Below are 13,656 nucleotides of genomic sequence, written 5' to 3' on the forward strand. Positions count from 1 at the left end.
TTCTCAACACCATGCGTAATCACTTTCTGCTAGCGGTTATCACAAAAATAAGCCTTACGCGCCTGCAATCAGGCTTGGCAAAAACGATGCCCACAACCCATACAGCAGCAAAATTGAATCAGCAACGGCTGCTCGATTGGGTATTTCGCAAAGCGACCTGGTTTTTTACCGCGCTGGTTTTTGTATTGCTGGCAGCCTTGTTGCTTTCTTTGCTGATCGGCAGCTGGCCGGCGATACAAGCATTTGGTTTTGATTTCCTGTTCAGTACGCAATGGAATCCGGTCACGGAAAAATTCGGCGCGCTGGTGCCCATCATCGGCACGCTGGTTACCTCACTGATTGCGCTCTCGATCGGTATTCCGGTCAGTTTCGGTATTGCACTGTTTCTAACCGAACTGTCTCCGCCTTGGCTGCGCCGTCCGCTGGGAGCAGCAATCGAGCTGCTGGCGGGTATTCCCAGCATTATTTATGGCATGTGGGGCTTGTTCGTATTTGCACCGTTTTTTGCGAAACATGTACAACCGGGAATGCAGAGCACACTCGGAGAAATTGCCGGAATCGGTTTTTTGTTTGAAGGCGCCGTGATGGGAATTGGCATGCTGACGGCCGGTATTATCTTGGCGATCATGGTGATTCCTTTTATTGCTTCGGTGATCCGCGATGTGTTTGAAGTCGTGCCCGTCATGCTGAAAGAATCGGCCTACGCGCTGGGCGCCACCACGTGGGAAGTGATTTGGTATGTGGTTCTGCCTTATACCAAGACCGGTGTGGTCGGCGGCATTATGCTCGGTCTCGGCCGCGCCTTAGGCGAAACGATGGCGGTTACTTTTGTGATCGGCAACGCGCACCAGTTGCACGCGTCTCTTTTCATGCCGGGGAATAGCATTGCTTCGGCATTGGCCAACGAGTTTACGGAAGCGGACGGTGATTTGTACACCGCCGCACTGATCGAGCTGGGTTTGATTTTGTTCTTGATCACCTTCGTAGTATTGGCTTGCTCCAAAATTCTTTTATTACAACTGAAGAAACGCGAAGGCAGCATTTCCTAGCGTCACATGATGATCCCCATTTATACCCGGCGCCGCATCATTAACGCGATCAACCTGACTTTCTCCGTGCTGGCGATGGCGTTCGGCTTATTTTGGCTGTTTTGGATTTTGCTGACGCTGTTCGACAAGGGGTTGGATGGTATCAGCTTCACTACTTTTACGCAGATGACACCGTCGCCCGGTGATACCGGCGGCTTGTTGAATGCGATTGCCGGTAGTTTGGTCATGGTTACGCTCGCTACGCTGATCGGCACGCCGGTCGGCATCATGGCGGGTACTTATTTGGCCGAATTCGGCCAACGCGGCTGGCTTGCTCCAGTTACCCGGTTTGTTAACGATATTTTGTTGTCCGCGCCTTCGATCGTCATCGGCCTTTTTGTTTATACGGTGTATGTCGCCAAGGTGGGGCATTTTTCCGGATGGGCAGGCGCATTGGCGCTCTCGTTGATTGTTATTCCGGTGGTCGTGCGCACCACCGAGGATATGCTGCGGCTCATTCCAAACAGCTTGCGCGAAGCAGCAATCGCGTTGGGCGCGCCGCAATGGAAAGTGGTTACGCTGGTTACCTGGCGCGCTTCCAAGGTCGGGATCATGACCGGAATATTATTGGCAGTTGCACGAATCAGCGGGGAAACCGCGCCGTTGTTGTTTACCGCGCTCAATAATCAATTCTGGAGCGCGGACATGAATCGCCCCATGGCCAATTTACCCGTTGTTATTTTTCAGTTCGCCATGAGTCCTTACGAGTACTGGCAGGAATTGGCCTGGGCAGGCGCGTTATTGATTACGCTGAGTGTGCTCGGGTTGAATGTTGCGGCGCGCATTTTCATGCGTAAGCGCGATTTTTAAAATTAAAAACTCAAATGACCATCAGCCCTTCACAACCCGATATTTGCAAAATCTCCATCAACGATTTGAATTTTTATTACGATACATTTCATGCGCTGAAATCGATCAGCATGCAGATCCGGAAAAATAAAATCACCGCGTTTATCGGTCCTTCCGGCTGCGGGAAATCGACTTTACTGCGCACCCTAAACCGCATGTATCAACTGTATCCGAGTCAGATCGCCCAGGGAGAGATTGTAGTGGACGGTGTGAATATTCTCGATAAGAAGCAGGATTTGAATATGTTGCGCGCCAAAATGGGCATGGTATTTCAAAAACCGACACCGTTTCCGATGTCGATTTTCGATAATGTGGCATTTGGTGTGAAGCTGTATGAATCGCTCAATCGTTACGATTTGGCCGAGCGGGTTGAATGGGCGTTACAAAAAGCCGCGTTATGGGAAGAAGTCAAAGATAAATTGAATCAAAGTGGCACCAGTCTTTCCGGCGGCCAGCAGCAACGCCTATGTATCGCCCGTACGATCGCGGTGAAGCCCGATGTGGTGCTGCTTGACGAACCGACTTCTGCGCTGGATCCGATTTCTACGGCGCGGATCGAAGATTTGATCTTCCAATTGAAGGAGGATTACACCATTGCGATTGTGACGCATAACATGCAGCAGGCGGCGCGCGTTTCCGACTATACCGCTTACATGTATTTGGGTGAGCTGATCGAATTTGGCGCTACCGATACGATTTTTACGACACCCAGACAGCGAGCCACGGAAGATTATATTACCGGGAAATTCGGCTAGTTTATTTTCTATAGGGAACTGATCCATCGTGCATCACGAGCGGTAAGACACGGAAATTTGATCGCCGGTCACAGCTGTGAACGAAGGAGGTTACCCGACTAGATTTTATTAGTACATATGTACTAATAAAAGAGGAGAAATGCTCTATGTACTTAAGGATTTACAAAACTATAATGAAGCACATTGTTAATGCGGTTATGTATCGGTTTTGGGTTTGTATCATTTTTAGAGTGGCATAGAAGCGTGTGTGATTAAAGTTGGCTTTGAGCAGGAATATTAATAGCCAGTTTTTTTATAGCAGCCTTAAATTTACGGATTAAGTTATGAAATTTCAATTGAAAAAGAATTACCTTGCACAAGTAGTTGCAATTGCTTTGTGCGGTACGTTTGTTACTGCAGCACAAGCTGCACCCGTTACGATTAGCGGTTTTGGCACTACCTCGGCTAGGATTGACGATGCCGGTTATTTTTCTCCATCCGGTGCGCTCGGTTTGAGCTTTTTGGGCAGAGAATATGTTAATCATGGCACTTTTGCATCCAATTGGTGGTTGAATGCCAATGGCGCTTCGGTTGCGATTGCTGATGAAGTGACCGGAAGTAATCCATTGAGTTCTTCGGCTTTTGCCATCGGTAGCAGTATTGCGGTCGTTACCAATATAGCGGGCGGCGGCGGTGGCTGGAGCGTGGTTGAAACGGTAAGTATACCAACGAGCGGTCATGTCGCCGTTAAAGTGCAACTGACCAATAATACCGGTGCTACGGCCAATCATGTGCAGTGGGGTGTTGGTATTGACCCGGATCAAGGTATTCCCGGCGGAGTTGGATTCGGTACGACTAATACAATTGACGGATTAGGAAATCTTTCTTCCGTAACCGCAAAAAGTTTGGATGGATGGGCATTAACGCTGCATAACACCACCAGTGCTTCAGCATTTGCGATAGCGCCTTATATCGATCCTGTTAACTGCTGCAGTCCGGTTGATCCTGCTGTGATGCTGGCCGCGGCCCAAGGAATCGGCAGCTACGGTTTTGCCGATCATTCCATCAATTTGGCTTATGATTTGGGCACTGTCGCGAATCATCAATCAGTGAGCTTCGGTTACGAATACATTATGGCCGTTCCGGAACCTGAAACTTATGCCATGTTGCTGGCAGGTCTCGGTTTGATTGGTTTTTCAGCACGCCGTCGCAGAGTGATGTAAGCAATATCCATCACTGGATCAAGATCGAAAACCATGGAGAAGCAAGATTTCTCCATGGTTTTTTACTTTCTGAACCTGTGGGTTCTGAATTAAACTGCATGCTTCAGAAGAATCTTCAACTTTCTTCACTTTCTAAATCCGGTATTGAGTCGGTATTGCAAATCCGTTAGCCGGAATGGGCGGCTTCGTTACGCAATGGTTTCTAAATGAGTACAATAGCGGATCGGCGCAATCTCGCCGCTGCAACCGTCACTATCCAAACATGCTAATCAAACCATTAGATTCTTCTCATTTACGCATTACCATCGACCCGGCTTCATTGGGATTTTCCGATACTTCGGAATTGTTGCAACAGCCGTTATCCTGGATTGGTCAGGAGCGGGCAGAAGCGGCTGTGCGTTTTGGTCTCGGCATGATGCAGCCGGATTATCATTTGTTTGTGTTGGGAGAAGCGGGGTCAGGGCGTTCTTCTTTATTACAACAAGCGATGATGGCCTCCGCGGCTGATAGAACGGCGTCCCCGGATCTATGTTATCTCTATAATTTCATTACACCCGAGAAACCGCTGGCTTTGCATTTGCCTGCCGGGCAGGGGCGTTTGTTGCGTCAGGCCATGCTGCAACTGGCGAAATCGCTGCCATCCGAAATCACGCAATGTTTGAGCGGACAGGATTTCAAGATCAAAAGCGACCGGCTGGAGAAAAAATTCAGAACCGAAACAAGCCAAGCGTACAAAAAACTCGACAAGTTTGCAGAATCCCTTCATGTCACCATTCATCGGGAAGACGAACAGATTTTGTTTACCTTGCTGGATGAAAAAGGGGAAATTCTGACCGCGGAAAATTTGTTGAAACTGCCCAAAGCACGCCGGGTTGAAATAGAACAAGCGGAACAGGCATTGCGTGAGGCGATTGCGGTTTATTTTGAGGTATTCCAACGGGTCGAGAAAGAAAAAGACGCGGCATTGGCGGCATTGCAACGCCGTATCGTGCAGCCTTTGCTGAATCTTGCGTTGCAGAAAATTTTAGCGGAGTTGCAAAAACCTGTACATGAGGAGCGGCTCAGCACTTTTCTTGAACAGGTGGAAGCGGATATTCTCGACAATTTGGCGTTGTTTGAGACGGGTGATATCGACGAAGAGAAACGGCAAACGGAACTAGAACGGATTTTCTCCCGCTATCAGATCAATCTGGTCGTGGATAACGCTGATTTACCGGGAGCGCCGGTTATTATTGAGGACAATCCGTCAGCGTATGCCTTGTTTGGCAGTATCGATTATCAGTTTGAGAACGGCAAACTGAAAACTGATTTCATGCGTATCCGCGCCGGTAGCTTGCTAAAAGCGCATGGCGGTTTTTTGATGCTGCATCTGGATGATTTACTGACGGACGGTTCATTGTGGGTAAAATTGCGGCGTTTTTTGCGCAGCAAGCGCTTGCAAATTGAAGAGCCCGGCTCGGCATGGGCTTCCAATGCACCCGTATCCCTTGAGCCCGAAGCAGTCGACGTGAACGTTAAAATCATTCTGGTCGGATCACGGGAAGAATACTATGATTTGCAGGAAATCGATCCTGAATTCATGCGCCGCTTCCGCGTAAAAGTGGATTTTGCCGGGAGCTTTATCGCGAGTATGGAAACTTATCATGCATCGGCTGTGTTCGTCGCACATGCCTGCGATGCGGCAAAATTACCGCATTTTTCCGCGGCTGCGGTCGCGCGCTTATTGGAAGAATCGCACCGGGAAGTGGAAGATCAGAAACGCCAAAGTGCAATTTTTGCCCGCACCGAGATGCTGCTGCTGGAGAGCGCGGCGCTATGCCATGCCCGTCATGGCCGTTGCGTGGAAGTGGCGGATATTTCCGACGCGCTGCAAGCGCGCAACTTGCGCCACAATTATCCGGACTTGCGCTTACAGGAAGCCATTATCGAGGGTGAAATCGCCATTGCATTGCAAGGCGAAGCCGCCGGTCAGCTCAACGCGCTGACGCAGATTGATTTGGGCGATCACAGTTTTGGTACGGCGGTGCGTCTTACCGCGCGTACTTTTGCCGGTGAGGATGGTGTGCTGAATATCGCCCGCGAAGTGGATATGTCCGGGCCGATTCACGATAAGGGCATGCTGATATTGCAGAATTACCTGACAGGTTTGTTTACCCATCTGGCGCCGTTGGCACTGAGCGCATCGATTGTTTTTGAGCAGGAATATACCGGTATCGAAGGAGATTCGGCTTCGTGCGCGGAATTTTATGCACTGCTGTCGGCGCTGGCGGAATTGCCGCTGAAACAAAGCATTGCCGTGACCGGTGCGTTGAATCAATACGGTGAGGTGCTGCCGGTGGGGGGCATCAATGACAAGATCGAAGGTTATTTCAAGTTGTGTGAGAAAACGGGCTTAACCGGTGAGCAGGGTGTATTGATTCCGTATCTAAACCGGCAACATTTGATGCTGGATCAGAAAGTGATTGCAGCGGTTGAGAAGGGTTTATTTGCAATTTATACGATGGAACATGTCATGCAAGGGCTTGAGTTACTCACCGGCTTGCCATCGGGTAGCAGTGAATCGGCGCAGATAAACGGCTATTCATCCGATACTGCTCTCGGTCATGCGCAGAAAACATTGCTGGTTTTCCGCCGCGCTTGCCAATCGACGCAACACCCCAGGACCGAACACCGGCGGCTGCCATCCCGGGCGGATAGATAGTCCGTGCATTCATCCTCCGATCCGGCCAACCGGCAGCAACGTTACCGGGAGGTGCGTAAAGTTACGCTCATCGGATCGGCAGTGGATTTTGTCTTGGGCGTTGCAAAAATCGTCATCGGGTGGTTTGCTAATTCACAAGCATTGATTGCCGATGGTATCCATTCGTTATCCGATTTACTGACCGGATTCATTGTGTTGTACGCCGCCAAGCACTCGCACAAAAGCGCCGATGAGGTGCATCCCTACGGTTACGGACGGATTGAAACGCTGGCAACGGTCAGTCTCGGCATCGTGCTGACCGGTGTTGCGATCAGTATCTCGTACGAAGCGATCAAACGGCTCAATGATCCGGTAGCAGCTATGGATTTCACCCTACTGGCGCTGCTGATTGCGCTGTTATCGGTGATTTCGAAAGAGTGGATTTATCGCTATACGATGTCTGCTGCGCAGCGATTGCGTTCGGATCTGCTGATGGCCAGCGCGTGGCATAGCCGTTCTGATGCTTTCTCCTCGATTGTGGTATTGATCGGCATTAGCGGCGTGATGCTCGGTTACCCGTATTTGGATGCAGTGGCTGCCGTGGCAGTGGCCGCTATGATCGCCAAGATCGGTTTTGGTTTGGTGCGTTCAAGCACGCTGGAATTGATTGATGTTGCACTGGATCCGGAAAAAGTCAGCGCGATCCGGCAGCACATTCATGCGGTGCATGGCGTGCGCTCGATTCATACGCTGCGGACCCGGAAAAGCGCCGGGAGCGCTTTCGTCGACGTGCATATTCAGGTCGATCCCCGTTTGAGTGTATCGGAAGGCCATCAAATCGGCGACAGTGTCCGGCGGCGTCTGCTGCAACACGTGGAAGAAGTGACCGACGTGACGGTGCATATCGATCCGGAAAATGACGAAACCGGTTCGCCCTGCAACGATTTACCTTCACGCGAAGAAGTCATCGCCGAGCTCAAACAGCGTTGGCCGCAGTTGCCGGTTGCATCGGTTGATGCGATGACATTGCACTATTTGTCCGGCGCGATCGATGTGGAACTGGATTTGCCGATTGAAATCCTGCGTAGCACTGACGAGGCTAAATATCTGGTGCAGGAACTCAAACAGGCTGTTTCCGCGTTGCCCTATATCAATACAATACAGGTACGATTTAAGGTTTGACGGTTTCTGTATTTACTGCATCGGTAGATTAACGCTTGTTTTTTCACTCTAATCGTGACGCTGATACAGGCTGCGTCGATTATACTGGGCTGCAATACAATGATTCAAATGATAAGTATTGTTATTCAGATAAACTGGGGTGGTCTCTCATCTTCTCGTAACATCCTCAGATGATCTTGCAAAACAAGGTTGGCACACTGATTGTTATAAAAAACATATAGAATGACGTTATTGGTTATTAAAGATTATAATTCAACCCGTCCAGGTGGTGAGTAAGCCAGCAATAGGGTGATTAGAGTCAAGAAACGATTTGTACCGCGATGAAAAATCATACGATGAGGGATAGGGGTTAGCAGCCGCGCGAAATATCTATGAATCAAGATACAAAAGACACCAATCTGAATCCTTCCGTGATTGCACGTGAAACATTAAAACAACTTGCAATCCTTAAAATTTCCCCGACACCGGATAATTATCACAAACTGTATGATCAGATTGCCGGAAACCCTGAGAATCAAATTTCAGCCATTACCGCGAAATTGCTGACTGAGCTGGCGAAAGAATTTCCTCGTCATACGCCCACGTTACTGAATTGCGCCAATAGTCTGGAGCAAGCCGTCAGCGAAAAGAACTGGCTAAAGTACAAGACCGCCCTGGTAAAGTTTGCCACCACTGAAAACATAACGATTAATAGTACGACTCTAGCTATTCAAGCCAAGGCGCAAGCATCCCAGCCGGATTCTGGTGCTATCAAGCAAGACAGCGAGATAAGCGGTTATACCGGCCAGCTTCTGGATTTACTGGCGCAGATGCTGGAGAACATCGTCGCCAAGCAAGTCAATGGCGAAACGCTGGCGGAAGAAGCGCGATCGTTGGCATCGCAAGTGCGGAAAATTCAGGATAAACCGGAAATGGATCAATTTATAGTTCATTTCCAGCAGTTTTGCGTCAAACTGGAATTATCCAATCAGTGTGAAGCCAGCTTGCAACAAGGTTTGTTGAGGTTATTGAATCTGCTGATGGACAGTACCGCTGAATTGTTGTCGGAAGACCAGTGGATTAAAAAGCAGCTTGCCAAACTGAAAGACACGGTATCCATGCCGCTTGATGTGCAGATCATCGCGCAAGCCGAGCAGTATCTGAAAGAAATCATTCAAAGGCAGGAAATAATAAAGCAAAGCCTGGGTAAAGCCAGGGTGACGATGCGGCAGATGGTCACTTCGCTGATTTCCAATCTGGAAGAGCTATCGGATGCCACCGGAGAATATCAGGAGAAACTGGAGTATTACTCAGAGAAAATCAATCAGGTTGATGATATCGAGGAGATCAATCAGTTACTTGCGGAAATCATGCAAGAGACCAATAAAGTACAGAAGAACATAGTCAATTACCGCAAGGACTTAGTTGCCGCCAGGACGGAAGCCGATGCCGCGCAAAATCAAATCAGTCTGCTGGAAACGCAATTGCAGGAAATGGGCGAAAAGGTCCATGAAGATCATTTGACCGGCATACTGAACCGGCGTGGATTTGATAATGCTTATCAGCGCGAGGCATCGTACGCGGCGCGTACCCAGTCGCCGTTATGTTTTGCCTTACTGGATATCGATAACTTCAAGTTGTTGAATGATACGCATGGCCATCACGTGGGCGATAATGCTTTGTGTCATTTGGTGGAAGCGGTCAAGGAAACGGTGCGGCTGGAAGATGTCGTGTCGCGCTATGGCGGTGAGGAATTTGCGATCCTGTTGCCCAATACCGCGCTCAAAGAGGCGATTCAAACCATATCCAGAATACGCCGCTATATGACCAAGAAATTCTTCCTGCATGACAATAACCGCTTATTAATTACCTTCAGCGGCGGCGTGGCGCAGTATCATCCGGGAGAATCCCAGGAAGATCTTTTTAAGCGCGCCGACGGCGCCTTATATCGCGCCAAGAAGAATGGCAAGAATCAGATTATCGCCGCTGACTAGGCCGTTCTACTTGGCATGGCCGTATAAAAAAGCAGTATGACGCGGAAGCGTTCGGTAATCGGAGAAACAGGCAGGCTAGGTGTATCGCACGGAGTTGCTGTATGCCGATCGGGATTGACTGATATAATTTCCTCCTTTTTACACCGAGTCCATAAAGCCATGCTGACCCCATCAAAATTCTCCGTTCGCAAGTTTCAGTTTGCACTTTTGATTGCGGTGATCTCCGCTTTTATTATATTTGGTTTGATGTACCGTACCAGTTCGCAGGGGGATTTTTCCGATACGTATCCAAAAGGTTTTCGCGGCGGCGCCTGCACGATAGAATCGGAAGCGCTCATTATCGGTTATTCAGGTTACTATCTTCCTGAAGGTTATGAGTCACCGGACGATCTCCGCTCGCCGCATGTGCCTGTGCAGTGCGGGAAAATACCGGAACCGGCATCGCTCAATATTTCGATTGACCTGCTGTATCCCGAATCGGCGCGCGATTTTTCCTTGGCGCTGCGCCTGGTAAAACTTGAAACCGATGAAAAAGAACATCAGCAAGAGCATGAAGTGATGTCGACACCTGCGCAACAGCATCCATCGGGAGTTATTACGACCGCATTTAAATTGGGCGAGCTCGGGCAATATATTTTGTATTTGGAAGGGAAAAATACCGAAAATGCTGATCTGCAAGTGAAAATTCCACTGCAAGTCGGCTTGGATTGGAAAAACCATCTTAAGAACGCTTTATCACCCTTGCTGAAAAAAGACTGATCGCCGGCAATATGCCGCGTACTCCTAAAATATCTGTTGGGTGTGCCGCTAATGGTACTAAACAGGAAGAGGAGAATATGATGGATGTTAACGGTATTGCAGGCTTGGCAACATCAATGGCTGAATTCAGCGCAAACCAGGCAGTCGGAATAGCGGTACTAAAGAAAGCGATAGATTCAAATGCTGCGGGTGCGCTTGCTTTGATTGAAGCGATTCCCGACGCAAATCAAACCTCGGCAAATCTGCCGCAGCATCTGGGACAGAATGTCAATACCACAGCCTGAATTGATAGGTTTATTGGCTTCCGCAGCGCTACTTTGTTAGCGCTGTTTTATTATGGGCGGCTGATTTTTCAGACGGACAACATGCTCATTACTATTCCCAAAATGCTTCCAAAGTGATATTTTTATTTCGCTACAATACGTTCGGTAGCGTTTTTCTTTTTTCTTAATGTTAATTAACTGGCTTATCAGCGTGGTTTCGCATGAACTATAGACCCAATTTCAATCTGGCAGCTTTTGATTCGCTCGAGTCGCAGCAAAAGCGGCTGTCTCTCCTGTGTAAAACCGCAGAGATCGGTGAGTGGTCTTATGTCTTTTCCACGGATTTTACCGTCTGGTCAGATTATCTCTATGATTTTTATGAATTAGATAAGGATTTTGAATGCGCTGAGCTATTGCAAAGCACACAGCTCTACCAGGGTTCTGAAAAAGAAAAAATGCAAGCCCTGATTGCGCATGTCACAGCCACGAAAAAAGAGCGTAGCGATGATTTTATGATTGTTATGCAGGATGGCCGGGTCAAATGGCATACCACCACGATTCACCCGATACTGGATGCGTATGGCGAGATCACCGGCCTGTACGGTATTGTGCAAAATATTACCGTGCGGAAAAATAGTGAGCTGGATTTGCAACGGATGGCCTATGTGGCCGAGAAAACCAACGGTATTGTGATGATTACCGATCCCGAAAAGAAGATTATCTGGATCAATAACAGTTTTGAGGAAATTCTGGGATACCGGTCTGAAGAGGTCATAGGACTTGATCCGGCTGCTTTTCTCCAGGGTGAGGAAACGTCTGCCGAGACTATCCGCGAGATTGCCCGTTCACTCCGCGGCGGCGGAACTTTTTCCGGTGAAATTCTGAATTACACTAAGAGCGGTGAAAAAATATGGCTTTATCTCAATATTGCCGCGGTATACGACGACGCGGGAAAACTAATCAATTACGTTGCGGTAGAAAATGACATCACGGTGATCAAGACAGCCGAGCACCGGCTGCAAAAAGCTATGGAAAAAGAGCGTGAGCTCAACCGGTTTAAAACCCAGTTTGTCAGTTTGGCGTCGCACCAATTCCGCACGCCGCTCGCGACCATCCGTTCCAGCATCGATCTGCTGGATTTGAGAATGGAATCGGCCGGACTGAATGCTTCCTTTATCGAGTTTTTTCAGAAGCACAAAGCCATTATGGCGGAAGAAACAACCCGTATGACCGAGCTGATGGAAAACATTCTGGATATTGGGCGGATCGACGAGGGTAAGATTGAACTGACCAAGAAGCATCTTCCCTTCCGGCAGTTCATGGATGCGTTTGTGCAATCGAATGTTGAACCCAACGAGCAGCAAAGGAAACTGGATTACCATTTTGACGCACCCGACTGTATCGTCAATATAGATGAAATTGTGCTGCGAAATGTTTTACGCAACATCGTGTCGAATGCATTCAAGTATTCCGAAGGGAAACAAGCCCCGGAAATGACCGTAAAACTGCAAGATGGTGTCTATTTAATTACTGTGAAAGATTATGGCATCGGTATTCCAGAAAAGGATCAAGCGTTTCTGTTTCAGTCGTTTTTCCGCGCGTCCAACGCCAAGGTATATCCAGGTAGCGGGCTCGGTTTGATGATTGCGAAGAAACTGATCACATTGCACGGCGGAGATATCAGTCTCGAGAGCAGGGCTGGCAGTGGTTGCACCATCACCATTCAATTACCGGTATAAACATACGATGGATAATCCACTAATTCTCGTGGTTGAAGATGAAAATGCATTGCGCGAAAACATTACCGCCATTATTGCGCATTACGGATTCCAGGTAATCAGCGCGCCATCGGGTGAAGCAGGTGTAAAAATGGCCATGGAATCGAACCCGGACATTATTATCTGCGACATCATGCTGCCGGGGATCGACGGTTTTGAAGTACTGGCACAGATCAAGCAAGCCCAGCAATCAGCAACTCACGCCTTTATTTTTCTTACCGCAAAGTCAACGCGCTCGGATACCCGTGCGGGTATGAATATGGGTGCGGATGATTACCTCACCAAGCCGTTCACGAAGGAAGAATTGTTAAATAGCATCAAAGCCCGCATGGAGAAATTGGAGCAAATACGGCAGACTCAGCCGGAAAAGGACGCGTTGATCGAAGCATCGCTGGAAAAAATAACGAGTCTTACCAAAGCGGAACGTAAGGTACTCAACAAGATCGCCGAGGGCTTCACGACACCGCAGATTGCCGAGAAACTGTTTGTGAGCAAAAAAACAGTTGAAAATCATCGCGTCAACATTTCCCGAAAACTCGATTTGAGCGGCCCGAATAGCCTGATCAATTTTGCGTTGCGATTAAGAGCGCAAAAATCAGCTATTCATTTCCCCGATAATCTGCCTGCTGCACCCTCCCATTGATCTTCTAAACACAGCAATTTTTGTTCTATCGCAGCGGATAAGTTTCGCTGTCTTGTTTTAAAAACCCCCTTTTGCCGTGCTGAAGAAACCACACAGCGATCATTGAAAATGAGTGGATCCACTCATTGTAAAAGCCTGATGATCAGTTATTCTTAATTGCGTAAAAAAGGCTACGAAAGCAATGACAAGCAGTTCGTGATTGCTACTTCGATAGCCGTGTTACGCAGTGTAAATTAACTTAATCAATGGAGGATATGATGGCAACAACTTATGGCACGAGTAGCAGTGCATCAAGTGCTGACTATGATATGTCGCTGTGGTATGACTCAAAATACTACAAACTGGGCATGTTAACCATGCTGCTGGTTGCGATATTCTGGATCTGGTACCAAAGAACGTTTGCATACTCACACGGTATGGACTCGATGGAACCGGAATTTGACAAAGTATGGATGGGCCTGTGGCGCGTACACATGACCCTGAT

At 48.4% G+C, this 13,656-nt stretch carries 12 protein-coding genes; all 12 read left to right on the top strand.

All coding sequences use genetic code 11. The features are described 5' to 3' along the window. The first annotated feature begins 86 nt into the window (after window positions 1-86). A complete protein-coding gene (pstC, locus tag DU481_RS11970) occupies window positions 87-1,049 on the top strand; it encodes a phosphate ABC transporter permease subunit PstC (RefSeq protein ID WP_350134774.1) in 963 nt (320 codons plus the stop codon). A 9-nt stretch (window positions 1,050-1,058) separates the two neighbouring features. Further along, a complete protein-coding gene (pstA, locus tag DU481_RS11975) occupies window positions 1,059-1,898 on the top strand; it encodes a phosphate ABC transporter permease PstA (protein WP_350134803.1) in 840 nt (279 codons plus the stop codon). Window positions 1,899-1,912: 14 nt separating this feature from the next. After that, a complete protein-coding gene (gene pstB / locus DU481_RS11980) occupies window positions 1,913-2,692 on the top strand; it encodes a phosphate ABC transporter ATP-binding protein PstB (RefSeq protein ID WP_350134777.1) in 780 nt (259 codons plus the stop codon). 323 nt (window positions 2,693-3,015) lie between these two features. Continuing rightward, entirely contained in the window at window positions 3,016-3,894 is an 879-nt protein-coding gene (locus DU481_RS11985) for a PEP-CTERM sorting domain-containing protein (RefSeq protein ID WP_350134780.1), read from the top strand. Window positions 3,895-4,156: 262 nt separating this feature from the next. Next, entirely contained in the window at window positions 4,157-6,595 is a 2,439-nt protein-coding gene (locus DU481_RS11990; RefSeq protein ID WP_350134783.1) for a Lon protease family protein, read from the top strand. 3 nt (window positions 6,596-6,598) lie between these two features. Beyond that, window positions 6,599-7,756: a cation diffusion facilitator family transporter gene (locus tag DU481_RS11995; RefSeq protein ID WP_350134786.1), complete on the top strand. Its 1,158-nt coding sequence runs from the start codon at window positions 6,599-6,601 to the stop codon at window positions 7,754-7,756. Window positions 7,757-8,127: 371 nt separating this feature from the next. Then, window positions 8,128-9,729, top strand: a complete 1,602-nt coding sequence (locus DU481_RS12000; protein WP_350134789.1) for a GGDEF domain-containing protein — start codon at window positions 8,128-8,130, stop codon at window positions 9,727-9,729. 159 nt (window positions 9,730-9,888) lie between these two features. Further along, window positions 9,889-10,488 (top strand): hypothetical protein, encoded by a 600-nt coding sequence (locus tag DU481_RS12005; RefSeq protein ID WP_350134792.1) that lies wholly within the window; start codon window positions 9,889-9,891, stop codon window positions 10,486-10,488. A gap of 77 nt (window positions 10,489-10,565) precedes the next feature. Continuing rightward, window positions 10,566-10,772: a YjfB family protein gene (locus DU481_RS12010; protein ID WP_350134794.1), complete on the top strand. Its 207-nt coding sequence runs from the start codon at window positions 10,566-10,568 to the stop codon at window positions 10,770-10,772. A 200-nt stretch (window positions 10,773-10,972) separates the two neighbouring features. Beyond that, entirely contained in the window at window positions 10,973-12,490 is a 1,518-nt protein-coding gene (locus tag DU481_RS12015; protein WP_350134796.1) for an ATP-binding protein, read from the top strand. Between the two features lie 7 nt (window positions 12,491-12,497). Then, a complete protein-coding gene (locus DU481_RS12020) occupies window positions 12,498-13,172 on the top strand; it encodes a response regulator transcription factor (protein WP_350134798.1) in 675 nt (224 codons plus the stop codon). A 257-nt stretch (window positions 13,173-13,429) separates the two neighbouring features. Beyond that, window positions 13,430-13,656: methane monooxygenase/ammonia monooxygenase subunit C (locus DU481_RS12025; RefSeq protein ID WP_350134801.1), on the top strand; the 227-nt coding region annotated here is incomplete at its 3' end.

The organism is Nitrosomonas sp. (assembly GCF_040240425.1).
Lineage (GTDB): Bacteria > Pseudomonadota > Gammaproteobacteria > Burkholderiales > Nitrosomonadaceae > Nitrosomonas.